Below are 24,437 nucleotides of genomic sequence, written 5' to 3' on the forward strand. Positions count from 1 at the left end.
AGCATTCGCAAGGGCTTGCGGCGACGGGCGGCTTGAGCGCTGTGGCTAGGCATCTAAGGCTGCTTGCTCGGTCTGCGGCGGTGGTTTGATGAGATCAAGCCCCTTCTGCGCGACCGCGCTGCTTGCGTCCCCGCCGCCGGCGACGGAGACAGTCGGAACGGCAAATTTGATCCCTTGGGCATCGAAGGCCTTCTTGATCAAAGCATAGGCACGGCGACGGATCACCGCCTGCTCGCCCGGCTTTGTCATGATCTTCATGCGAATCTGAATAGCGAAATCGCCAAACTGCTCGACGCCCTGCATCTTCAATGTTTCCATGATGCTCGGCGCGATTTCCTCATCTGTCAGCAGCTGCTTGCCAACCTCCTTAACGGTACATTTTACGACGTCCAAGTCGGTATTGTAGGTGACGCTCACCATGATCTTGTCAACATTCCGGAGATAATGTCCTTGACCAGCGTCTGGGCACCGAAGCCAACGGCAAGCCCAACGACACCTGCACCGGCGATAAGCGGACCAATCTCCACGCCCAGACTGGAAAGCGCCATCAGTATGGCCATTGCGAGCAGCACAACAAACAATACGTTGCGAAGGACCGGAAGTAATGTGCGAAGCCTAACACTTCTTCGCAACTCGTCGGGGTCGACCGCGTCGCCAGCTGTCTGCATCAGCTTGCGATCTATCCATGCACTCGTCATCCGCCATGTAAAATCGGCCAGCAGAATGACGACAAAGGCATTGAGGAGCCCTCGAATCAAACGGATCGCCATGGTGTCCCTGGCCGCCAGTGTGCCTAAGTCGAGTCCAAGCAGCGATGCAATGAGGTAAGCGCCTCCGATCAGCAGCAGAGCGCGGAGACCGCGTTCCAATGCTGCGCCGGTGAGCGAAGGAGCACCTTCATCCGCGGCCATCGTGCCCGGCGGACGCATAATATGGTCTATTGAGAGCCTTACGCAGGAAATCGCAATCGGCAAAACCAGAAGTACAACCCCAATGTAAAACGTGGCGGCAACGCCGGACAACGCGACCAACCAGTTGGCGACTATATAGAGCGTACTTAGCACGGTACTGACGCGGTGTCGGCGGCTCACCATATCGACACCGTCGAATGTTGGACAGCGCCAAAGTGCGACGAGGGCCAGACCGAACAAGACCAAGCCCGATGCAAGTGCAACAATGTAGGTGGTCTCGTGTCCTACTCCGAGCATCGGCAACAGCTGATAGGTGAAGTGCCCAAATGCGAAGAAGCCAACCAATACTGCCGACCAGAAAAACCAGAAGCGAGCGGTGACTGTCGCCATCGGCATCAGCCGAAACCGTTCAGCGCCGGGAGCAAGCACGATCCGCCCCACAACCAATGTCAAACGCGCGGCCAGGAACACGAGAAGATAAGCGAGGACGGTGTGCTGCAGTAACGGTGGCCAGTCGAACAGCAGGAAGGCGCCAATACTTCCGACTGCAAAGGCCAGAAGGACGCCCTGGCCGTAGAGGATACGCAATCCCGCAGCGCGCAACCGGTCGTCGATGGTATCCAGATGTGTCGCGATCATCCGTTTGCGGAAGCCAGATGCGGCGTGCCAATAGCGCCACTCCAGGCCGAAGCCCAGCGTCGCAAAAAAGACCAGCGGCAGAATGGCGGCGAAGGATCCCTGTTCCCTCATCTCGGTCATCAATGCGAGACGCGCTCGATTGAGTTCGGCGGGCAGTGTCGGAATGGCGGTCGCCATGTCGTGAACGAAGGAGCGCACTGCATTCAACCGGCCAACGATGATCTCGCGGGCGTTGGCGGCTTCGGCCGAACTTTGCTCTTCGACCGGGCGGTTCCCCGTTTGAGACTGAAGCCATGCTTGAATGTCGGGGCGTTGCAAGATGTCGACAAGATGTCGCAAATCTTCCGGAGGTGGCGCAGCAACGGATGTCGGCTGCTCGACCGGATTGCGTTCCGTTTGGGAAGTGCTGATTGACACGGCATCAGTAAAGCGAAGATGAGTGGCAACAAATAGCGGTGATTCATGTAACGCTCCTTGGCCCGTCCACCGTGTTTACAGGTCCCAACGGCGGTCCACACCAACGGTTGGCGTACATGCTCCAAAAAACCGCATAGTTCTCACGTTAGGGTTCCTTCGTCTTGAGCAACCGCGCAGCGCGCATTTTCGCGTACCGGGAGAGTCCGATCTTAATGGCGACCAGCACGGGCGCGGCGATGACAAAAAGCAGGGCGACTGCATTGAACGCCGTGTCGAAGGCGATCACCGTGGACTGACCTGTGATGACCCGGCCGAGCAGGCTCGCCGCTGCTCGACCAGCGGCCGCGGCGTCCATTCCTCTCGCCGTCAGCATGGCGGTCGTCGTCGTCAGCCGGTCGATGACCGCGGGCCGTCCTGCGGTGACGTTCGCGCCGAGGACCGCGACATTGGCGACGACGTTGTGGTCGATCAGTGTCTGGAGTGCGGCGACTCCGATCAGACCACCAAGCTGGCGACCGGTATTGAAGAGGCCGATTCCGGACGCGAGATTTCGGCTGTTGAGGTTGCTGAAAGCGATCAGAGTGATCGATAGAAACAGGAAACCCAGGCCCAAGCCACGCAACAGGATTGCTGCCATCATGTCGTCCGCGCCGCTCTCGCTGGTCGATCCGGAGAGCATCCACATCGCAACCATGATCATCAGGATGCCAAAGGGCACCGTGGCGACCGGAGGAACGCGGCGGACCTGCATGAGGAAGGCGGCAATGAGGAGCGTGCCGATGAAAAGCGCGCCACTCGGCAACAGGAGCAGGCCGGCATCGGTCGGCGTGAACGCGAGGACGGACACGGCAAAGGCCGGAATCAGGAACGCGCTTCCGAACAAGGCGGCGCCGGCGACAAAACTGACGATGAAGGCGAAGGAAAAATCCTCCGATTTGAACAGGGTGAAGTCGAGCAGGCCCTCGCCTTTGGCCAACACTTGTTGGCCGAGAAAGGCCAGCAGCGTGGCTGCACCGATCACTGTCAGCCAGAGGATAAGAGGTTCCTCGAACCAGTCCCAGCGGCTGCCCTGGCTGAAGACGTAGGTGAAGCAGAAAAGTGTGACGGCGATCAGCGAGAAGCCGATCCAATCAAATGGACGGTGCGCGGTCCTGGCGGGCATCGGGCCGTCTGCGATCAGCAGAAGTCCGGCAGCCGCCAGCGCCAGCGGAACAATGCTGAAGAAGATCCATGTCCAGGATTGGCTATCGAGCAACCACCCCTGAAGGGCGGGCGCAATCGTCGCGGGGGCGACAACGGACCCCATCGCAAACAGAGCCTGAAGGAGCGGCTGGTGGGATCGCGGATAGGCGAGAAAAATCATCGCCTGGCCGGCGACAAGCAGGGTGCCGCCGGCGAAGCCCTGAATCATTCGAAGCGCGACCAGCAGGTCCAAGCGAGCCGTTATGGCGGCAATGCCGCACGCCAGGCCCATGGTGAGGGTCGAGCCGACGATCAGGCGGCGCGGATCGATACGGTTCATCAGCGACGAGGCGGCCATGAAGCCGATGAGCTTGAGCGCGGTGTAGCCGATATCCAGCCACGCGAACTCATCAGGCGTTGCGTATGTGTCGCCGATGATGTCGCCGCGCCCGAGCGACAGGACGGTGCTGGCGATCGCTTCTGTCAGTGTGGCGAGCACGATGCCCGCGACTAGAAAGGATCCGGGCGTCGATCTGTGGCGCCTCCGCGTGATGGTGACGGTCGTGGTCATGAGCCGCTCCTCAGATCAACCTCGACACGCGCGGACAGGCCGGGCACGAGGCGGCCGGCCAACGGATTGTTGGCAAACCGGATCTTCACCGGCACACGCTGGACGACGCGAACGAAGTTCCCCGTCGCATTGTCCGCTGGCAGCAAGCTGAAGGCAGAGCCGCTGCCGGGCGAAGAGCTGTCAACCACACCTTCAAGCGCCCCGTTCGGATAGCCGTCGATGCTGATGCGGACGCGCTGACCGGGCCGGATATGTTCGAGCTGGGTTTCCTTGAAATTCGCCACGACCCAGACATTGTTGACCGGAACGATATCGAGCAAGGAGGCGCCCGGCGCAACAAATCGGCCGATGCGGACCTGCCGGTTGCCGATAACGCCGTCGACAGGGGCGCGTACCACGGTATTCTCCAGATCGATTTGGGCGAGATCGCGCGCGGCCTCTGCCTGCGCCACCGCGGCAACGGCAGCTGCACGCTGAGCGGCAAGGACGGCGATGCGCTGCTGCTGCGCCTCCAGCGTTGCCGCTGCCGCCGCCACGCCCGCTTCGGCTCTCGACCGTGCCGCGTCGCTTTCATCGACAATAGCCTGGCTGATGGTGTTGCTGCGGATGAGTTCACGGTGGCGGCTGGCGGCTTTGGTCGCCAGATTCACCTCGGCCACGGCCGAACGTCTCTGCGCTTCGGCCTGCCGAATGAGCGCATGCTGAAGCTCCGTCTCCGCATCGACATTGGTGAGCCGAGCCTGGGCCGCTTCGACATTGGCGACCGCCTGCGCAAGCCGTGCGCGGTAGTCACGATCGTCGATCCGGAACAGGACGTCACCCGCCCGCACGGCTTGGTTGTCCTGAACCTCTACCGCCGTGACATAGCCGGCGACCTTCGGGGCAAGCGAAGTGACATCCCCGCGGACATAGGCATTGTCGGTCGACGCGACGCCGCCCGGACGAGCCCAGGCCCATCCGCCGGCTACGACCACCACCGCGCCGAGGCAGAGCAGCAAGCCGACGATCTTGTTGAGCTCAGCCACGACGCCCCCCAATTCCGATGTTATTGCGCATTGTTTCCTCCATGCAGGCTGTGGCCGGCAATGACCAGGATGCGCCTATGCGTCCGGAGAACCATTGTACCGAAGTCTCTGTGATGCGAGGGCAAGGTCTAGGTCGGATGCGCCCAGCGGATGGGGATCCTAATCGTGTCACTAAACCGCCCGGCGGTCTTTCCTGCTCGAAAGAGCACCTCGAGAGTGTATCAGGACGCCGAGCGGCTTCGAGTCAACGCTGAGCGCGGGGGGCACCGTTCGGCGGCCGAGAGCGTCTACTCCATCATACCAGCCTCTTCACCACCAAATCTTCGTTGCGGTCCGCTGAGAGCACAGGCTGCCCTATCCTCAGGTGTAGCTCGACCGCCAAACATGCTTCAACATAGACTCCGCGACGTAACTCGTGATCGACATGTCTCGATCACGCAAAAACAGGAGCGCATCATGTCGCAGGCAGAAACAAAACCCCGTAGGATTGGTCAGCAGGAGACAAACATGAGCTTGGACAACACCTCAAACCCCGGTACGACGGCCCGCGACGAGCTGGTTCCGTCGCGCTATGCGGTGCAGATCGGCGAGATTGAGGTGCTGGTGATCAGCGATGGGGTGCTGCCGCTCCCAACCGCGATGTTGGCGCACGACACCGACCCAGCTGTCCGGGGGGCCTGGCTGGACGACATGTTCCTGCCGCCGGACGCCCTCGACTGGCCGCTGAACGTGGTCGTGGTGCGTAGCGGCGGGCAGACCATACTCGTTGATGCTGGGCTAGGTTTGGACCCGGCCTTGAACTTGCCGCGGGCCGGGCAGTTGGTCAAGCGGCTGGAGGCTGCCGGCATCGATCTTGCGTCCGTGACCGACGTGGTGCTGACCCACATGCACATGGACCACATTGGCGGGCTGCTCGTCGATGGCGTGAAAGACCGGCTGCGTCCGGACCTGCGGATCCATGTGGCGGCCGCCGAGGTCAAGTTTTGGGAGGCGCCCGACTTTACCCACGTCTCCATGCCGGCTGGGTTCCCGGACGCGCTTCGGGCGGCCGCCACCCGGTTCGCAGAAGAGTACCGCGGCCAGCTGCGGCTGTTCGATGAGGAGCACGAGGTGGCGCCTGGGGTGGTCGTCCGTCGCACTGGCGGCCACACCCCTGGGCACAGCGTGGTTCGCCTGGCATCCGGCGGCGATCGGCTGACCTTCGCTGGTGACGCCGTGTTCGCGGTCGGGTTCGACCATCCCGATTGGCACAACGGTTTCGAACACGACCCCGAAGAGGCGGCCCGGGTTCGGGTCCGTCTTTTGACGGAGCTGGCGGCAACAGGCGAACAGCTGGTGGCCACTCACCTGCCATTCCCGTCCGTCGGCCGGGTGGCGGTCGACGGCGACGCCTTTCGTTGGGTACCGGTCTTCTGGGACTACTGACCGCTTGTTGGGTTAGGGCCGAACTAGAGCAATCCAGGAAAGTGTGTAACGGTTTTCCGTCCGGAATTGCGGACTTTCAAAGAGTTAGATCGTTTCACTGTTTCCATGAAACAATGAAACGATCTAGACGACCGCATGCGTTTGAACAACTGGTCGATCGCCGCCTCGTACGACACCCGCCCGTATCTTCGCCGGCTTAGGCTTCGGCTTCTCTACCGCGGGCAGGTCGATCATCTCCGCGCCGCACCGGTTGTGCTCCGGCAGCATGCAGATGTAGGGGCTCTGCTCGGGATCGATCCGGCATTTCAAGCGGCGCGTCATGGGCGGTATGTAGGGTGTCCCCACGCCGTTTTGCTTTTCGGCCGCAAACCTCTGATCGACCACTGCCCGGTTCGATAGTTCGCTGCATCTGCTCACTTTCGGAGCGAAGTGGACATTCAGCGAGCCGCGCTTACAGAACCGAATTTTTGAGTACTCTAGTTCGTGCCGGCCTCGCGCATCGGCGCGGGCAATGTTTCCCATGCCCGGATCAGTTCGCCGATGGAAGCGGCCTCCATCTTGCGCATGACATTGCCGCGATGCAGCTTGACCGTCACTTCACTAATGCCGAGGTCGAAGGCGATCTGCTTGTTGAGGCGTCCGCACGCCAGTTCGTGCAGAACCTCGCGCTCGCGTGGCGTCAGCGTCTCAAGGCGTTCGACATTGCGCTTGACGATCACGGCTTCCGCCCGGCGCGCGGCATCCATCGCAATGCCCGCAATCACAGCGTCAAGCAGCGTTTGGTCCCGCACTGGCTTGGTGAGGAAATCCACAGCGCCGGCCTTCATCGCCTGGACAGTCATCGGAATGTCGCCATGCCCGGTCAGGAAGATGATTGGCTTGGAGTTGCCGCTTTGGGTCAGATGACGCTGCAGATCGAGACCGCTCGCTCCTGGCATGCGAACATCGAGGATCAAGCAGCCGGGGCTTTCCAATACGTCGGCGTCGAGCAATTCGCGGGTCGAGGCAAAGCAAACCGGCTGAAAGCCGGCCGACAGGATCAACTCCGTCAGCGCCTCCCGCATAGACGCATCGTCATCGACAATGATGACGAGCGGCTGCTCCGCTTCATTCCTCTGCGGCGCTGATATCCGCAGCACGAACAACTGGTCAACTATCATGATCACCCTCGATGTTTCGATTGCGTAAGGCGTGGTCCACGGCCGCCAGTAAGGCCTGGGCATCGAAGGGTTTGCGGAAGAACCCGCTGATGCCTTGGGCGCGGTCCTGATCCGCTATCTCGTGGCGGCCGGTGATCAGGAACACCGGCAGCTCCGGACGTACCTTCTTCACCCAGTCACGAAGTTCAAAGCCGTCCATGCCTGGCATCCCTATGTCGGTGATGAGCAAGTCCACGCCCGACAGTCCGCTGATGAGTAGCGACCCCGCGGACGGGAAGATGCGCGCGGCATAGCCCGCGGACTCCAGAAGGTCCTCCAGCGACTCGAGCAGTCTTGGATCGTCATCAACAATCGCCACGACAGGTCTTCGCTTGCTCATGCTCCGCTCCCTCCTGCTCGGCGCGAGTGGGTGATCGGTATTTCCAATCGCTCCGCGATACGCACAAGATCGGCGAGCGACGCCGCTGCCATTTTCTGCATCACGTTCCTTCTATGAATTTGCAGCGTGACTTCGCCGATCCCCAGCTCGGCTGCGGCCTGCTTGTTGAGCAGACCACTCACCACCAGCGGCAGCACCTCGCGTTCGCGCGGCGTCAGGTCGAAATAGCGTTGCCTTAGCACGCCGAGTTCAGCGCGTTCTGCTCTCTTTTCCCGATCCTGGGCGATCGCCGCATGGGTTGCGGCCATGAGGTCCGCATCACTGAAAGGCTTGGTCAGGAAGTCCACGGCGCCGTGCTTGATCGCGCACACCGAGGACGGAATGTCACCATGCCCTGTTATGAAAACGATCGGCGGATGATCGCCCGCGGCGATCTGACTCTGCAGATCGAGCCCGTTGATATCCGGCAATTCGACGTCGAGGATGAGGCAGGCAGGGACGTTCGGCTTGTCCGCGCTGACATAGTCGCCGGCCGATCCGAACGCGATGGCGCGCATGCCGTGGGAGGCCAGCAGTTCGCCGAGCGCCTCTCGAATGCGTTCATCGTCATCCACGATGAACACGATATGATCGTCCGTCGTCATGGCGATGCTTTCACTTCAACGGGTAATGTGAAGACGAAGGTCGCTCCATGCGGTTGGTTCTTCTCCGCCCATAGCCGTCCGCCGTGAGACTCGACAATCGAGCGGCAGATGGCGAGCCCCATGCCCATCCCGTGCTCTTTCGTCGAAAAGAACGGCTCGAAGATCCTGTCGGGAAATTCGACGCCCCGGCCGCGATCACTGATCTCGGTCTGGACCACATTTCCCATGCGGCGCACGCGCAACCCAAGGACTCTGTCATCGCCAGCAGCAGAGTCCATCGCCTCCACGCCGTTGCGAATGAGGTTCACCAAAACCTGCTGGACCTGGACCCGATCCAACGCGACAGGGGGAAGGTTGCTTTCGACATTGATATCCATCCGAACGCGCCGCCGCGCCGCCTCCTCCGCCATGAGGTTGCGCGCTTCGGCAACGACGCCGGAGATCGTCGTGCCGATCCTTGGCTCCGTGGACTGCTTGAACAATGCACGGATGCGGCCGACGACATCCGCCGCCGAGTTGGCATCCCGGATGATGCGCTCGGCGGTGATCTTCGCACGCTCAAGATTCGGCGGCTCGGCGGACAGCCAACGGTTGCAGGCATGTGAGTTGGCGACGATCGCCGCCAGCGGCTGGTTCACTTCGTGCGCGATAGAAGCCGAAAGCTCCGCAAGGCTGGCCGCCTGGCTCGCCCGTGCAAGCCCCTCTTGCGCCAGACGCAGATCTTCCTCCGCCCGAACCTCATTTTCGATGTCCAGGCAGATGACGTTCCACTGCACGATGGCGCCTTCGGCGTTGCGCATCGCCGCAGCGCGCGTCTCAACCCAGCGATATTCGCCATCGAAGCGCCGCAGACGGTGCCTCCTCGCATACGGCTCGCCGGTCGCCAACGAATGGGCATAGTTCTCTTTGACGCCCGCCACGTCGTCGGGGTGAACGCCGGCGTCGAGCGTCCCCGCCAGCCGGGACTTTCCGGTGCCGTCCAATTCTTCAAGCTCATACCCGAGGAATTCGCGAAGCTGCTGGCTGCGATAGACCGGCTCGCCATTCGGTGCGGCGCAATCGATCATTGCCGGCAGCGTTTCAACGAGCTCCCAGAGGAAGCGCTCCCGCTCTTGCAGCGCTTCCTGAGAAGTCACGAAATCATGGATATCGACGTTGGCGCCGAACCACCGGATGATGCGGCCGCTCTCGTCACGGAGTGGTTCAGCACGCCCCTCTGTCCAGCGGTATGAACCATCCGATCGGCGGTTGCGAAATTTCAACTCGAACGCTTCACCCGTGCTGAAGGAGTGGTTTAGGGCGCGCTGCAAAGGGATCCTGTCGTCAGGATGGACGATGGTCTGAATTGCTCCGGCTAATCCTTGCTGGGCATCAAAATCCTCCAGCTTCAGGCCGATATAGTCCATCATCGTTTTGTTGATGTATGCCGGTTCACCGCCAGGCGTGATGCACCAGATCTGCACCGGCACGGTGTCGATGAGTTGTTGAAGCTGACGTTCCCGATTGCGCAGCGCTTCCTGCGCGCGCATCTCATCGTCGATGTCGATGGAGATGGCGTACCACTGCACGATCGTTCCGCTTTGGTCCCGCACCGGCTCCCCTCGGCCGTCGAACCAACGATACGCGCCATCCGCATGACGCATACGATACTTCATAGAGTAGGGCTCCCCGGTGGCGAAGGAGTGGCGGACGGTCTCCAGCAGGCGTGCGGCATCCTCGGAATGAACAAGGGTCTGTATGGCAGCCGCCATTCGGCTCATGTCCGGCTTGTCCAGTTGCGCCAGGTCGTTCAAACCGAAGAAGTCGAGCAAGCGCTTGTTGAAGAAGGTCGGCTCGCCTCCGGGCGTCAAGCGTCTGATGTGGACGGGAACCATGTCCACGAGTTGCGACAACTCGCGCTCCCGACCGCGCAACGCCGCCACGGTTTTCTTGTAAACGTCGATGTCAAGCGCGATGCCAAACCATCCTGTGATACGACCTTGGCTGTCGCGCGTTGGTCGTGCGGCGGTTCGAGCCCAGACATAGATGCCGGTCGCGCGCCGAAAGCGAAACTCGACATTAAAATGATCGCCGGTCTCCAGGCAGTGGCGCCATGCGGCTGCGATCTGGTCATAGTCGTCGGGATGAAGCAGCCGCTTCCAGGCGGTATGACCCTCCTTCAAGGAAGCATTCAAATCCTCCGGCGTCACCCCGAGGGAATTCTGGGCAAACGTATGCAGGTAGATCCATCTACCGGCCGCATCGAATGCCCATCCGTTGCCGAATATTCTCTCGATGACCTTCGCCGACCGGATTGGTTCGGCTTCGTTTTCACCCAATGGGTCTAATCCTGTCGTAGTTAGCGGCTCCCTGTCTGTCACCAGATCGTCGATGTCGACACTTACACTGTACCTCGGCTCTGATCGGGTCTCGGTCCAACGATAGGTGCCGTCGGCCTGGAGTTGCCGATGTCTCGTGACTTGGGGGACGCCCGTCCAGAAGGCGCGGGCGGCCGCATGAGCCGCAGCAGTCCGGTCATTCGGATGAATAAGGCTCAGCGAATGCGGTGCGACGGGCGCGGCTTTTTCCTCGAGCGCAGCACTGGCGACGTCCGCGAATCGCTCACTGGCCACGGGCGGAACATCGCCGTCAATAATTGTGCCGTACCATGCAAGGACATGACCTTGGCTGTCACGCAATGGCTGTCCCGAGCTTCGACTCCAACCGTAAGCACCACTCGCGCGTAACATGCGGTGTTCGACATTGTAATGCTCACCTGTTTGCAGGCAGAGACGCCATGTGGCGACGGCGCCCTCATAATCGTCTGGATGGATTATCCGCCTCCAACCGGAAGGACCCTCTTCCAAAGGCGAATTGAATTCCTCCAGCGTCATGCCGAGAAGCGACAACGTCGCCGGAGTCACGTAGGTGAATTTGCCGGCGGCGTCGGTCGCCCACGCGTTGCCAACCACGCTTTCGATGATCCGAGCCGCTCGCAATGCTTCGGAGTCGATTTCGCCAAGCGAGTTAAACGCCGTCGTCATTGCCTCCTCCTACGGACGAGAAAAGCTGCGGACCGTCAGCGCGTCGCGCAGCACTTGTTTTGAATATCTGTGTTGGCGAAATCACGCGCACAATCCTAATCGCGCCTTGCCTCAGCCGCATCCTATGGAAATCCATGCATTGCATGTCGATGGGGTGAACTGTACCTGCCTGGCCCCTCGGATCGCTCTGCTAGACCATCCGAGTGGAGATATGACCCTCTAGCATGATGGCTCGGTTCGGCTCGCTCCGGCATGATTTGCCATGAACCTCAACCGCCTTCAAGGAGATGACTATGAGGCATCGGTGTACGACCGAGATTGCCGGATAGAGGTATCGCTCTTGGTGAGCTTATAGGTACCGCCCGATGTACTCGGAAGCAGCCTTCATGCCGACGGGGGCGAACGATGCCAGCTCCGCCAGGCCTATCGATGCCAGCTCGAACGGTTGGGATTCGTTCTCGTCGAAAAGGTCCGAGGTGTGACCAAGAGCAGCGCCCAGTCACGCCGATAACTGAAACTGAAACATCAGCGGCGACGTCGATGACCCGCCGGTCCTGAAGTTGGGTAAGACAGGCCTGTAGCTCTGTCTTTGGATTCAAGCCGCCGAGTCTTGCAGCGGCAACAACTTGGCTCTTGTTCAGCTTGCTCTCCGCAAGCCTAACCAGAAGCGAAGCCGCCTCGCCGCAAGGTCTATCGCGCTGTATTCCTACGCACCGCGCTGGTCGCCCGAAACCTTCCTGCCGTGATGGATAACCCATGCACCCTTTGTCTGCTTATCCATGTGCGTCCCCCGTTCGCCCAAGATTGCACTAGCATTTTGCAGATCATTCGAACAGATTATCTCGCACGTGTGACTATGTTCATCGTTCACGAGCCGCCGCGGATTTCGGCGGCGCAAAGACTTTTTGGTCGTGCCAGCAGCGTCTGCTTTAGGGATGAAGCGAAGTCCGCTTCAACGGCCGAACGGGGCGCAAAGCGGTCAGCACGACTCCGCCCTTGAGACTCTGCATTGGTGAAGGGAGCCATTCTTCACGAGCCCTGTGCGCGACTTGTTGCGAAGATGTTCACGTTCTGCGCTAAGAAGATCGCATAATGTATCGACTGGAATTGCCGCACCTAACGCACACATCATCAGGCTTAGAGCCTCCCGGGAGTTGGTTCATCAGGGAGGTGCATCCTCGCTTTAACCGATGCGCTGGGCGACCTCGTGCGCTTTCATCTCCTGCCGGGCGAGCGCTACAACACGGTCGGAGTCGCGCCACTTATCGACGGCCTCGATTTCGGGGCCACCCTCGCCGACAAGGCTTTCGACGCCAACTGGATCATCGAAGAGATGCAGGAATGCGGCGCGCGGATCGTCATCTCGCAACGCCCACAACGCAAACATCCCATCGCGATCGATCAAGAGGTCTACAAGTGGCGGCATCTGATCGAGAGTTTCTTCTGCAAACTCAAATCGCAACTTTTCATCAATGATTTATGTTTGCAACGCCTTCATCAACTCGCGGTGAATCTCAACAGGCCCTAGACCGGAAAGTGGGATGACGATGTTCACTGTGAGACCATCCAGCCGCCAATCATGGCTCAGAGTGCCGCCGAATTGGCGGACCACAGTGGCTTCTACCAACGCGCTGCCGAAGCCCTTCGACCCGGGGGAGGAGTGTATTTGCGGCCCACCGTGTTCCTTCCATGTGATGACAAGGTGTTCGCCTTCGATCTGCCAGACAATGTCCACTCCGCCACTGTCGCCGCAAAGACCGCCGTATTTGGCAGCATTGGTCGCCAGTTCGTGGAAGACGAGCGCGAGCCCATTGACCGCCTGCTCTCCGCATCGAACAGCTGGCCCGTCGAGAGAAAACCTTCGGTTCCGTTCAAGCGTCGCAGCCTCGTGCGGTTCGACGATGATGCTCAGCAATTCGGCCAGACCGGAGGCCGCCCCCTCAACGTCGCTGAAAGAACGCCTCACCAAAGAGTGGGCGGCAGCGAGCGCGCGCAGCCGACCGGACAGCATCGCGATCAGATCATCCTTGTTGTCCGTACCGCGGGAGCTCATCCGGATCATGCCGCCGATGATTGCGAAAAGATTCTTGAGCCTGTGGCTCATCTCCCTGGTGAGCAGTTCCTGTTGTTCAAGCGCGTAAGAGAGTTCCTGTTCGGACCGGACCATCTTCAGCGCTATGCCGATGAAGCTCGCAAGTTCCTGCATCGTCGCTGCGTGGCGGCCGTGGAAATGTCCGATTCCATCGGCGACGATCCAGAGTGTCCCAAGTGGTTCCGTCCTTCCGATGTAAAGGGGAACGAGCAGGACCTCCGGTAGCGACAGGTCCCGCGGGATCCACTCGTAGACGCGTTCTGGATGAACGGCGAGTGTCGGCGCGTTGCGGTCCAGCGTAACACCGCACGGCGAGAAATCGCGGGGCGTCGTGGCTCCGTCGAACGGCGACAGAATTCCGGTCAGATGATGCCACCGGAATACTGGGGATGGCTCCGTCTCTTCCAGAAGACTGATGCCCGCCGAAATCCCGCCGGTCAGTTCCATGGCGAGTTCGACGAACTTCGGGAGCAACTCTCCGGGCGCGTCGTGCATGCGCCCGGCGAGCTGGAGAAGTGCGGACTTCTCGCGCGCCGCATCGGACTGTGGCACTGGCCGCTGTCTCAGGTCGACGGCGTAGACCGCCGAAACGTCAGGCTTCGACACAGCTGCAATTTTCACCTTTCCCGTCCTTTCCGCGCCCTGAGCGATCAGAAGGTTCATTGATACCGCAAATCGGAAGGCGAGCAAAACGTCGGCAGGTAGAATTCCTGGTGCAGGAGTCACGGTGACCGTGTGATGTTTTTCCAGGGCCTTCATTCCGGCCCAGCGACCCACCAGCCCGCCGCTTGTGGCTTTGAACGCGTGCGCGACTTCTCTGCGTGGCGGCAGTTCAAATCCGTTCAAGGCGAGGGATTCGCAGTCGGCTTGCCGCTGTGTCGCGTGGGCAAGCGCCGATCGTCTCGAGCGGGTGGTTTTCTGCCTTCCGATCGGAACGCGCAGGCAGCGCCATCGTCTGACATTGCGAGTGTGGCGATCCGACCCCGTTGACGACCTTGGTCGTTGCAGACTGAACGTCCTAAACGAAGTCGGGAACCTGACCTTCAGCGTAAGAGCATTCGGGCGTGCGCTGGTCTGGGGTCATTCACCACATTTCGTGTCCGGTCACATCGTGGCCGCCCAAGTTTCAACACGTTCAACACCGCAAGGACGTGCGTATGTGGAAGATCCAAGTCGGCCTCGCCGCTGTATCGCCCCATGGCACGGATGAGACGACCCACAGTTTACCGGCGGCGCGCGAGACGGCTAGCGGGCGACCCGCGGATGCTTTTTTCGTGTTATGATGGGGCTTGCAGCGCGTAATCACGACCTCGACAATAGGGCAGAGGCCGAACGCTATTTTTGCTCTGGCGCAGGAAGTTTTGCGCCCCCCAGGATAGGCTCAACGCCGAAGCTGGGTGTGCTGCCTTTTCCTGACTGATCCGGGGCGAGGAGGTAGTCCATGTCCACGAGTACCCGCCCGCTGCAGCTGGGCGACCAGGCCCCGAATATAGTGCTCGATGCGATATCGCGCGACGGCAAGATCGCGCTTGATGATTTTCGAGGCCGTAACCCGTTATTGATCGGTATGTTTCGCGGCCTACACTGTCCGTTCTGCCGGCGCCATGTCGCGGCGATGGCGCAACTCAAGCCGGCCCTGCGTGAGAAAGGCGTCGAATGCCTGGCGGTGGTCATTACGCCGGTCGAGCGGGCGCGGCTCTATTTCCGTTACCACCCGGCCCCCGATCTTCTCGCCGCATCCGACCCGGAGCGGGCCTCGCACCGTGCTTTCGGCTTGCGCGAGGTCGGGATGGACACGGTCAAGGCGATACGGGTTCATCTCCCGGGCGAGTTGCCCGAGCCTATGGATGTCATGGCAATGGACGAGTTTCTCAATAAGAAGGAAGGATATGAGATTACGGAAGCCGATCAGCAGGCGATGGCTTCCAGCCAGGGGCAGCTTGTCGGTCAGTTCCTGATCGACCGAGGGGGCATCGTACGCTGGAGCTTCACTGAAGTTCTGGAGGCTGGCCTCAATACGTTCAGGGCACCGAATCCTGAGGAATTGATGTCCGCAGCTTCCCAAGTTACACATTAATAGGCGGCGGAAATAGGCTGCTGAAAACTCGCTCGACGACCACCGTCCTGTGGTGATTCTGTGAATTTAGATGATGCTAAGGCGCGGAGGGTTAAAGTCTGCCCGTGGGCTTCGTAGCGATTTCCATTCAACGGCCGCGGAGCGACCAGACGCTAGAGTGAGCAGGCCTCGCGCATAGGCGGGGCGACGTCCCCTCCTTGCCGCAATCACGCCGTTCCGACGGGCGCGCCATCTGGCAAGTTTCCACACCCTTTCCTGATTTTCTTTGGCGAAGTGGGAAGGTCAGGATTGGGCGAAGGGAGCCGTTCTTCACGAGCCCCCGTGCACGGCTTGTTGCGAGGATGTTCACGTTCTGGGCTAAATGGATCGCATAATGTATCCCTTGGAACAGCCTCCAGTGGAGGATACGACCGCGTCAAGCAACGCCGGTCGCTTGCAACGGCGGGGAGGTGAGGGGAGGCCTGCGGCCCATACTGCATTTAGTTCTTCCGTCGACATCCCCACCTCGCGTGCTTGCGGTACCTATGCCGACCGCTTGCTGACAATGCACCGGCGATCGGTTGCCGGTTCGAGGGGCTGGGGCCGGGTTAAGTAAACTGGAACGACAATCTCTGCACTCAGCTGCGCGCGAATTCCAGCAGCGGACCGATATCATGATAGTCCGCTGCGCGTAGCGCGGCGACGTAACGCGCGCGCAATTCGCCCACGTTGGCCAAGCTGCCACCACTCCAACTGAAAGGCTCGCCGCCGAGCCGCTCAATCAGAAGGTCAGCCGCCAGGCGCGCGTGACGGCCATTTCCGTTCGGAAACGGGTGAATCGCGACGAGGCGATGATGGAACCTGATCGCGATCTCATCCGGCGGAAAGGTCTCATGCTCGATCCAGTATCGGATGTCGTCCATCAGGCTCGCCAGGTCCATCCCTATGCGATAGGCTTGAATGCCGATGTCGCGCTCGGTCGTCCGGAACGTACCGGCCCACTGCCAGACTTCCCCAAACATCTGCTTGTGCAGTGTCCGCATGAAGTCTTCGCTGAGCATCCGCTCGAGCGGCACGCGCCGCCGCGCGCGCGCCCAGGCCGCACCCTCCACGATGTTCTCCTGTTCTGCCTCGTTGAGGTCGTTGCGGTGAGTGATCCAGGTCTGGAGCAGGCCCTCTCGCTCCTGCGGTTCAAGCGGTGTCGCGTCCTCAGGCTCCTGGAAGAGATCCGTCATATCTCGTTCCAGAGATCGCGCTCAGAGAGCTTGTCGCGGATATATGCCTGGATGCGAGATTCGAAATCGGCATTGTCCGTGCCTTGCGCTTCCAGCCGCATCGTATGCGCGACACGCTGCAGCTCGCGTATTGCGATCTTGCGCGCCCGAGCCTCAATGACTGCCTGAAGCGAGCTGTTCGGAACGAGGGCGTAGACGAGCGTGCAATCCAGCGCCTCGGCGGCGCGCCGCAGCGTGTTGAGCTGGATGGTTCCTGCCGCTTCCGACTTCTCGATCGTTTCGACAGTCTGGGGTCGGATGCCGATGCGCGCGCCGAGCTGCACGCCCGTCATGCCGAGGGCATCGCGCAGCGCGCGCACCCATCCCCTCGGCGGCGCCCTGAACCGATCAATCGGCTGGAGCGACTGAAGTCTCTCGTCGAGGCGGAGCCGTGCTCTCTTGCGAGTATTGCTCTTCATCATGCTCCTATCACCAGCCTGCAAGCTGATCTTGGACGCAACTTTATCAGCTCAGAGCCTGACGAACAAGATCAATTGGTCAGTCCATAGGCTGACAACATGAGGCATAGAATCAGCCTACAGCCTGAGACATAGGCGATAAAATCAGTCTGTAGCCTCCGGGTGTTCCTGAAACTAGAGAAAAGTTCCGATGGAGATGACCCGTGAGATACTGTCATAGCTATTGTCACGGCCTGCGTTCTCGAGTTCGCAATCACTAAATTGAAGGTTCTCTGGTTCGAATCGCCTCAGGGCGGACAGCACGCTGTATCCGATTGTCGAGGCGGTCGTGCTGCGATCTAGCGCCTCCGCATCGAATGCCTTCTGCGATCCACAGCGGCAATAGATTAGCGACAATGATTATGCATGCGGTCGACTAACCCGGCGAGGGAGAGATACCCTCGATCGGTCTCTAAAGCCGGCCGAATTCATCGAGCAGATCCTCGAGCGTTTTCCCCTGAGCGACCCGCTCCCGAGTCTTCTGCTCGCGTTCGGCCTGTTCGCGTGCCGCTTCGAGGACCACTTCCGCCATCGGCAATGGCACGACCGTCACGCCGATCGTGTCGGCCACGACGAAATCACCCGGATTGACCGTCACCCCTCCGCACTGGATCGGCACATTGACGGAAAGCTCCTCCTTGCGTCCGGAATACATGGTGTGGGTGCCGCGCGCGGTGATGGCGCGGGTCCAGATTGGCCATCCTATGTCGCGCAGCTCATCAATGTCCCGACCGGCGCCGTCGATGATCATGCCCCGGATGCCACGATTGCGCGCAAGGCCGCCCATCAGCCCGCCGCAAACCGAAGTCTGGCGATCGCCTCCGGCATCAACCACGATCACGTCTCCGGCACCGCTCATCTCGATTGCCCGCAGCGGGTCCACGAGATCGCCGGGCGAGAGCTGGACCGTCACCGCCTGTCCGACGATCTTGGCCGGGAAGGCCGGCTTGATCTCGGAATCCATCACCCCCTGGCGGTATTGGCAATCTGCAAAAACGCAGGAGGCGCTGTAGCACTGGGCCACCGCATCGAATTTCGCGGCGAGCGCAGGATTGCGCTCGAAATGGTTGAACAGCTTCAGCATTTTAACCTCTTTCAATCCCGCCGGAGGTCACCGTCTTGCCCGCCCAGCGACACTTCGTTCACCGGATTGAGCGGGCGCTCGCCCTTCAGCACGCGAGCGACCTCCGAGGCGGCCGTCTCGCGGGCGAGCCGGATCGATTCTTCGGAATAATAAGCGACATGGGAGGTGACGATCAGATTTTCGAGCGAGAATAAAGGATTGCTGGAGGGGTTCCAGTTCCTGAGCTTTGCCGGCTCTTCCTCGAGATCGTCGAGGCCGGCACCGGCAATGCGCCCCTCAGCCAGGGCTTTGGCGAGAGCACGGTTGTCGATCGTTGGGCCGCGGCCGGTATTCACGATGATGGCGTCCTTCCTCATCTTCGCAAGCTCGGCCTCGCCCAGAAAATGATGCGACTCGGCCGTCATCGGCACCTGCATCATCAGATAGTCCGAGCGGGCAAGGATCTCGTCCTTCCCGACAAGCGCGACCCCCTTCGCTTCGGCGATGCCTTCGGCTAGGTAGGGATCATAGGCGATGATCGTGACGCCGAACGCCTTGGCGCGCTCAGCTATCGCCTGGCCGATCTTGCCGAAAGAGACGATTCCCATGGTGCGGCCTTTGAGACGACAAACGGGTTTGCCCATCTGCCAACGCCAGATGCCGTTGCGGATCGCCGCGTCATAGCGAATGAGCTTGCGGGCGAGCGCCAGCCAGAGCGCGATGGCGTGGTCGGCCACCTCGTCGGTGCAGTAATCGCGGACATTGGTGACGAGGATCCCCTTCCGGGTCGCGGCCTCGACGTCGACAATGTCCACGCCGACGCCGTATCGCGCAATCACCCGGCAGCGCTCCATGCGATCGATGGTCGCCGAACCCACACGCGCATATTGATTCATGATCGCGTCGCAGTCGCGCGCTTCTTCGAACAGCTCCTCCTCCGACTTGGCCTGCAGGGCGACAACCCGGGCTCCCGCCGCTTCAAGGATCGGCAGCTCAATGTCGAGATTGCCATAGTCGTAGTCGGTGATGACGACCTTGGGTTTGCGCGCCATGCTCGCTTCCTTTCAGACGTAGGCGCCGGCCGAATAGGTGAGCTCGTAGGAATGGCTGTAGAGCTCGATGACGTTGCCGAACGGGTCCTCGCAATAGATCATCCGGTAGGGCTTTTGCCCCGGATAATAGAACCGCACCTGCTTCATCCGCTGCCGGCCGCCGAGCGATTCGATGATCTTGACCCGCTCCTCGAGATTTTCGTCCTGCAGGCAGAAATGGAAAAGGCCAGGCCGCCAATATTCGAATGGCTTTTCCTCCGGCGCCGTTCTGGGGAATTCGAAGAGCTCGATACCGATGCCGTCGCCTGTCGAGAGATGGGCGATGCGGAAGCTTCCCCACCCTGGACCGAACACATCGTCGCACATCTGTCCGATAGCGCTGTCGTCGTGCTGGATTTCGGTCGGCGGCATTATCACGTAGAAGCCGAAGGCCTTCGCGTAGAACGCGACCGCCTTCTCGAGATCTGGGACGGTGACGCCGATATGGGAAAACGTGATGGCTGTCATTGCGCTTTCCTCCTTTCCTGCCGTGCGCCTCGCGCCGAGTGCAGCAGACCGAGGGCCCAGACGAATCCGCGGCTGAGCTCGCCGCGCCACATGTCGATCGCCACGGCGAGAACGATGATCGCGCCGATCACGACATTCTGCGTGGATGTCGCCACAGCATTGAGGTTCAGTCCGTTCTGAACGATTGTTACCGTCAGCGCACCGAAGAGAGTGGCCACCATGTCACCGCGCCCGCCCGCGAGGCTGGCGCCACCGATCACGGCTGCGGCGATCGCCTGTAATTCGAGGCCGGCGCCGTAGTTGGGCGAGCCCGAATTCAATCGCGCCGCCATCAGAATCGCCCCGATCGCCGCCATCAGGCCAGCCAACGTGAACGCGCAAAGCTGGATACGCCGCACCTTGATGCCGGATAGCCGCGCCGCCTCGGCATTGCCACCCACCGCATAGATCGAGCGTCCGAGGCGGGTGCGCCGCATAAGCCAGTGGGCGACCGCGAAGAACAGAACAATATAGATCAGGGGAAGCGGGATGCCGGCCAGCCTGCCGTAGAACAGCGGCTCGAGACGATCCGACGCCTCGAAGACGGGCGAGCCGTTGTTGAACATGAATGCTAGGCCGCGATAGGCGCTCAGGCCGGCGAGAGTGGTGATGAAGGCCGGAATGCGGAGATAGGCGGTGATCGCTCCGTTGAGGGCGCCGATCGCAGCGCCGGTAGCAAGAGCGAGCACAACAGCAGGCCAAAATCCGAAGCCCCAGAATTTCAGCATCATAGCGAGCAGCATTGTCAGAAGCGCGATCATGGATCCGGGGCTCAGATCGATGCCGCCGACGATGATTACCGCCGTGGAACCGATCGCCACGAGAGCGACGATGCTGACCTGAAGAGCGAGATTGTTCAGGTTGCCTGGGGTAAGGAAACGGTCCGTCGTGGACATGACGAGAAGCGCAACGACGATCGTGGCGATCGCCGGGCCGGTGACGGGAAGGAAAAACAGCCGCTTCATGCCGCATCCCGCCTTTCTCCGGCGCCCATGAGCTCGGCCTTGGTCAGCGTCTTCGCCTCGGCGATGCGCATGATGCGGCCCCGCCGCACAATCGCGATGCGATCAGACATGGCGAGCAGCTCCTTGTCGTCGGAGCTGATCAGTATGACGCCTTTCCCCGCTGCGGTCAGCTCGTTGATCAGCCGGTAGATGGCGACCTTGGCTCCGACATCGATGCCTTTGGTCGGCTCATCGAGAATGAAGACCTCCGCATTGGCGTTCAGCCATCGCGCGAGCAGGATCTTCTGCTGATTGCCTCCTGACAGCCGGCCGACCAGCTCGGTTTCGGCGGCACGGCTTACTCGCAGGCTGCGGATGAGATCGCCCGCCACCTTGCGCTCGCGCGCAAGATCGAGCCAGAGACCACGGTCGAGATCGGCGAGGCTTGCGGCAGTGATGTTCTGCGGGCCGGTGAAGTTGAAGAACAGGCCGTCGATATTGCGGTTTTCGGTGAGGAGCGCGATGCCGGCGGCGATTGCGCCCGCCGGGCTGCGAATCACTTGCGCCTTTCCATGCAGCCGAATTTCTCCGCCGGCCAGCGGCACCACGCCGAACAGGGCGCGCGCGATAGCGCTTCGGCCGGAGCCGAGCGGCCCGCCAAATCCGAGCACTTCGCCGCGATGGAGAGTGAAGCTCACGTCATGGAGCTTGGGATCGGCGGAGATGCCGAGCGCTTCCAGAAGCACCTCGCCCTGCCTGCAATGGATCTTCGGGTACTGCTCCTCCATCTCCTTGCCGATCATAAGCGAGATGATGGCGCCTACATCGAGCGGCGTGTGGTCGGCTCCGCTAACAATGCGGCCGTTCCGCATGACGCTGACCACGTCGCAGAGATCGACAACCTCGTCGAGCCGATGGGAAATATAGAGGATCGCCGCGCCGTTTTTTCGTGCCCGCCTTAGGAGCTCGTGCAGATGCTCGATCTCCGTCACCCCGAGCGCCGTGGTCGGCTCGTCGAGCACGATCAGGCTCGCCCTCGCCGCCATCGCCTTGGCGATTTCCACAAGCTGCTGCTGCGCGACCGGCAACTCGCCGACCACAGCGTCCGGAGGGATGTCGAGCTCGAGCTCCATCAGGGTTCTGTGCGCCGCCTCGCGCATGGAGCGCCAATCGATGCTGAAGTAGCTGCCGGGCCATCGCCCCAGGAACACATTCTCCGCGACAGTCAGTTCAGGAACGAGAGAAAACTCCTGGAACACCGTGGCGATGCCGAGCGAGCGGGCCGTGAGCGTGCTGTCGAGCGTGACGGGCGCACCCTCGTGCAGGATCATGCCCCCGTCCGGCCGGTGCGCGCCTGAAAGCGTCCGAATAAGAGTGGTCTTGCCGCTGCCATTCTCGCCGACGAGCCCATGGATCTGGTGCCGGCGAAGCGCGAGCGAAACATCGTCATTTGCCAGCACCACGCCGAATGCCTTGCTGATGCCCCGCAACTCCCAGACGGTATCGCTGTCCACGCTCATAACTTCACCATGTGTCACGTGTTGCTCCCGGCGGGATCCAGCGATCTGCCATGCTCCTGCGCATCAATATGCCTTGGAGGGCTTCGGATAGAGCGTTTCGGGATGGCGCAGGATGTCGATCACGTTGTTCTTGTCGACGATCTGCGTCGGGGTCTCGACCCAGCCGCCCGGATATTTGTTGGCGAGGATATCGGCGGTGATGGCGAGCGCGATCTGGCCCATGACAAAGGGCGTTGTGTCGACCGTTGCGGTGACGTTGCCGGCGGCGATCTGCTCTAGGCCGGCGCCGGTATCCCCGTCATTGCCGAACAATAGAAGGTCGGTGCGGCCGAGTGCTTTCGCAGCCTGCGCGGCGCCCATGATCTCGTAATCGTTGGCAGCGAAGATCAACTGGATATCGGGATGCGCCTGCAGCATGTCCATCGCGGCGGCGTTACCGCCCTCGACGTTCCATTTGCCGTCTAGGCTGGCGACGACCTTGAAATTCGAGCCCTTGATGGCGTCCAGGAATCCGCCCACCCGCTCGGTCGAATGATAGCCGGGCTGCCCCTCCAGAATCCCGACGATCATCGGCTTTCCATCAGTCAATTTCAGGGCATATTCGCCGAGCTTGTGCGTGCCCTTGCGCTGCGAATAGCCGACCACCGCGTGGACAGGGGCAGGAAAGTCGGGAATGTCGGAATTGACGATCACCACTGCAATTCCAGCATCCACCGCGCGCTTCACCAGGGGAGCCGCCGCGTGCTCGTCATGCGTCGAGAGGATGATCGCATCGACGCCGCGCGTGATCACGTCCTGCAGCATGCCCATCTGGCCGTTGATGTCGGCTCCGCTTTGCGGCGCGAGTAGGAAGGTGTCGATGCCGCGCTTGGCCGCCTCCTTCTTTATGCCTTCGCCGATCGCGATGTAGTAGTTGAACTCGGTCGCCGGTGGCATGTAGGCGATATGGGCTCCCTTCGGTCCCTTGAAGCTCTTGATGGGAGCCTGGGCCGACGCCTGAAGCGGTTTCGGCGCCGGGTAAGAGAGTTCCTGTGCCCACGCGGCTCCAACCGCCAGCCCTATGGCAAGCGCCAGGCCGGCAGCGAGAATTTTCGTTGCGTTTCTCATGACGTTCATCCTGTTCTCCCTGGGCGTTGCGCGCTTCCTCTCGTTGTTTTCTCATCCGGCGAAAGGCTGGTCTGCGACGCCGCGCACGCCTGGCCGGAATGCAAAAAGCGCCCCGGCCGTCGGCTCCGCTGCGAGCTGCTCCGGGGTCATGGCCAGCCGTGACGTGGTGATGTAGAGCGTATCCAGTTCCGCTCCGCCGAAGGCGCAGCATGTCGGTTTCCAGACCGGCACCTCGATCGTCCGGTCGGCCCTGCCGTCGGGAAGGATGCGGACGATCCGCTGGCCTTCCCAGACCGCGTTCCACACAGCACCCTCGGCATCCACGCACGAGCCGTCCGGAATGCCGGCTTCGCCTTGAAAATCCTTCAGCACGCGGCGGTTGGAGGGGATCCCTGTGCGAGGATCGTAGTCATAGGCCCAGATCGTGCCGGCGAAGGAGTCGGCGAAATACATCGTCCGCCCGTCCGGCGAAAAGCAGGTGCTGTTGGCACACCCGACCCCGCTGATGATGGTGGACACCGATCCGTCGAGATCGACGCGCACGACGGTGGAAACCGGCTCCGAGGAACCCTCGTTCATGCCGCCGGCTATGAAGCGGCCCTGGCGATCGGTGCGGCCGTCGTTGAGGCGCGTGTCCGGATTGTCGGGCTCGAAGCGATGGATGGAGGACACCGCGCCGCTCTCCGGATCGAAGAACGCAATTTGCTTGGCGAAGGCGATGATGAACCCTCCGCTCCGCCGGGGCGCGAAGCAGCACGCGCGGTCGGGCATGGCAACAGAACCGGATCTGGCGGACTCAGGCTCGTACCACCAGAGATGCCAGCCATGGATATCCGTCCACCAAACGCGGCCGTCGTTCGGGTTCCACAGCACACCCTCGCCGTGCTGGTTGTGGCAATCAAGGAGAAGCTCAGCCCTGTCCATGCGATCCTATCCCGGAGCGCTCCTA

Annotated in this window: 22 protein-coding genes; 2 read left to right on the forward strand and 20 right to left on the reverse strand. The window is 61.1% G+C overall.

Going from position 1 to position 24,437, the window contains the following annotated elements; genetic code table 11:
* Window positions 1-45 precede the first annotated feature (45 nt).
* The 4 genes from PYH37_RS10760 to PYH37_RS10775 all read right to left on the reverse strand — a co-directional run bounded on the left by PYH37_RS10760 (window position 46) and on the right by PYH37_RS10775 (window position 4,745).
* Window positions 46-420: a mechanosensitive ion channel family protein gene (locus PYH37_RS10760; protein ID WP_280731394.1), complete on the reverse strand. Its 375-nt coding sequence runs from the start codon at window positions 418-420 to the stop codon at window positions 46-48.
* Complete coding sequence (locus tag PYH37_RS10765; RefSeq protein ID WP_280731395.1) at window positions 414-1,967, reverse strand: mechanosensitive ion channel domain-containing protein; 1,554 nt, start codon at window positions 1,965-1,967, stop codon at window positions 414-416. The genes PYH37_RS10760 and PYH37_RS10765 overlap by 7 nt, the downstream gene beginning before the upstream one ends.
* A 145-nt stretch (window positions 1,968-2,112) precedes the next feature.
* A complete protein-coding gene (locus tag PYH37_RS10770) occupies window positions 2,113-3,720 on the reverse strand; it encodes a DHA2 family efflux MFS transporter permease subunit (RefSeq protein ID WP_280731396.1) in 1,608 nt (535 codons plus the stop codon).
* A complete protein-coding gene (locus tag PYH37_RS10775) occupies window positions 3,717-4,745 on the reverse strand; it encodes an HlyD family secretion protein (RefSeq protein ID WP_280731397.1) in 1,029 nt (342 codons plus the stop codon). The genes PYH37_RS10770 and PYH37_RS10775 overlap by 4 nt, the downstream gene beginning before the upstream one ends.
* Before the next feature lie 456 nt (window positions 4,746-5,201).
* On the opposite strand from PYH37_RS10775, the gene PYH37_RS10780 reads away from it, so the two are divergent.
* Complete coding sequence (locus tag PYH37_RS10780; protein ID WP_280731398.1) at window positions 5,202-6,170, forward strand: MBL fold metallo-hydrolase; 969 nt, start codon at window positions 5,202-5,204, stop codon at window positions 6,168-6,170.
* 123 nt (window positions 6,171-6,293) lie between these two features.
* Here the strand turns inward: PYH37_RS10780 and PYH37_RS10785 are convergent, their stop codons facing one another.
* From PYH37_RS10785 to PYH37_RS10815, 7 genes are all read right to left on the reverse strand, one after another.
* Window positions 6,294-6,515 carry a hypothetical protein gene (locus tag PYH37_RS10785; RefSeq protein WP_280731399.1) on the reverse strand — a complete coding sequence of 74 codons (222 nt, stop codon included), beginning with the start codon at window positions 6,513-6,515 and terminating at the stop codon, window positions 6,294-6,296.
* A 131-nt stretch (window positions 6,516-6,646) separates the two neighbouring features.
* The gene (locus tag PYH37_RS10790; protein ID WP_280731400.1) at window positions 6,647-7,330 is read right to left on the reverse strand and encodes a response regulator transcription factor; all 684 of its coding nucleotides are present in this window, start codon (window positions 7,328-7,330) and stop codon (window positions 6,647-6,649) included.
* Window positions 7,320-7,709, reverse strand: coding sequence for a response regulator (locus tag PYH37_RS10795; protein ID WP_280731401.1), 390 nt, complete (start codon window positions 7,707-7,709; stop codon window positions 7,320-7,322). Before PYH37_RS10795 ends, PYH37_RS10790 begins: the two co-directional genes overlap by 11 nt.
* A complete protein-coding gene (locus PYH37_RS10800; protein WP_280731402.1) occupies window positions 7,706-8,353 on the reverse strand; it encodes a response regulator transcription factor in 648 nt (215 codons plus the stop codon). The genes PYH37_RS10795 and PYH37_RS10800 overlap by 4 nt, the downstream gene beginning before the upstream one ends.
* Window positions 8,350-11,376 (reverse strand): PAS domain-containing protein, encoded by a 3,027-nt coding sequence (locus tag PYH37_RS10805; RefSeq protein ID WP_280731403.1) that lies wholly within the window; start codon window positions 11,374-11,376, stop codon window positions 8,350-8,352. Before PYH37_RS10805 ends, PYH37_RS10800 begins: the two co-directional genes overlap by 4 nt.
* 1,183 nt (window positions 11,377-12,559) lie before the next feature.
* Window positions 12,560-12,802 (reverse strand): hypothetical protein, encoded by a 243-nt coding sequence (locus PYH37_RS10810; RefSeq protein ID WP_280731404.1) that lies wholly within the window; start codon window positions 12,800-12,802, stop codon window positions 12,560-12,562.
* 51 nt (window positions 12,803-12,853) lie between these two features.
* Window positions 12,854-14,089, reverse strand: coding sequence for a sensor histidine kinase (locus PYH37_RS10815; RefSeq protein WP_280731405.1), 1,236 nt, complete (start codon window positions 14,087-14,089; stop codon window positions 12,854-12,856).
* Window positions 14,090-14,909: 820 nt separating this feature from the next.
* Between PYH37_RS10815 and PYH37_RS10820 the strand changes: the two genes are divergently transcribed.
* Entirely contained in the window at window positions 14,910-15,545 is a 636-nt protein-coding gene (locus tag PYH37_RS10820; RefSeq protein WP_280731406.1) for a peroxiredoxin-like family protein, read from the forward strand.
* A 617-nt stretch (window positions 15,546-16,162) separates the two neighbouring features.
* Here the strand turns inward: PYH37_RS10820 and PYH37_RS10825 are convergent.
* From PYH37_RS10825 to PYH37_RS10865, 9 genes are all read right to left on the reverse strand, one after another.
* A complete protein-coding gene (locus PYH37_RS10825) occupies window positions 16,163-16,759 on the reverse strand; it encodes a mobile mystery protein B (protein ID WP_280731407.1) in 597 nt (198 codons plus the stop codon).
* Window positions 16,756-17,217, reverse strand: a complete 462-nt coding sequence (locus tag PYH37_RS10830; RefSeq protein ID WP_280732478.1) for a mobile mystery protein A — start codon at window positions 17,215-17,217, stop codon at window positions 16,756-16,758. Before PYH37_RS10830 ends, PYH37_RS10825 begins: the two co-directional genes overlap by 4 nt.
* Window positions 17,218-17,668: 451 nt before the next feature.
* Window positions 17,669-18,340, reverse strand: coding sequence for an RraA family protein (locus tag PYH37_RS10835; RefSeq protein WP_280731408.1), 672 nt, complete (start codon window positions 18,338-18,340; stop codon window positions 17,669-17,671).
* Between the two features lie 11 nt (window positions 18,341-18,351).
* The gene (locus tag PYH37_RS10840; protein WP_280731409.1) at window positions 18,352-19,371 is read right to left on the reverse strand and encodes a C-terminal binding protein; all 1,020 of its coding nucleotides are present in this window, start codon (window positions 19,369-19,371) and stop codon (window positions 18,352-18,354) included.
* A 12-nt stretch (window positions 19,372-19,383) separates the two neighbouring features.
* Window positions 19,384-19,878, reverse strand: a complete 495-nt coding sequence (locus tag PYH37_RS10845; protein ID WP_280731410.1) for a lactoylglutathione lyase family protein — start codon at window positions 19,876-19,878, stop codon at window positions 19,384-19,386.
* Window positions 19,875-20,882, reverse strand: a complete 1,008-nt coding sequence (locus PYH37_RS10850) for an ABC transporter permease (RefSeq protein WP_280731411.1) — start codon at window positions 20,880-20,882, stop codon at window positions 19,875-19,877. Before PYH37_RS10850 ends, PYH37_RS10845 begins: the two co-directional genes overlap by 4 nt.
* Window positions 20,879-22,399: a sugar ABC transporter ATP-binding protein gene (locus PYH37_RS10855; RefSeq protein ID WP_280731412.1), complete on the reverse strand. Its 1,521-nt coding sequence runs from the start codon at window positions 22,397-22,399 to the stop codon at window positions 20,879-20,881. Before PYH37_RS10855 ends, PYH37_RS10850 begins: the two co-directional genes overlap by 4 nt.
* A gap of 45 nt (window positions 22,400-22,444) precedes the next feature.
* The gene (locus PYH37_RS10860) at window positions 22,445-23,497 is read right to left on the reverse strand and encodes a sugar ABC transporter substrate-binding protein (protein WP_280731413.1); all 1,053 of its coding nucleotides are present in this window, start codon (window positions 23,495-23,497) and stop codon (window positions 22,445-22,447) included.
* A 42-nt stretch (window positions 23,498-23,539) separates the two neighbouring features.
* Window positions 23,540-24,412 (reverse strand): SMP-30/gluconolactonase/LRE family protein, encoded by an 873-nt coding sequence (locus PYH37_RS10865; RefSeq protein WP_280731414.1) that lies wholly within the window; start codon window positions 24,410-24,412, stop codon window positions 23,540-23,542.
* Window positions 24,413-24,437 lie beyond the last annotated feature (25 nt).

The sequence above is a fragment of the Sinorhizobium numidicum genome (genome assembly GCF_029892045.1).
Lineage (GTDB): Bacteria > Pseudomonadota > Alphaproteobacteria > Rhizobiales > Rhizobiaceae > Sinorhizobium > Sinorhizobium numidicum.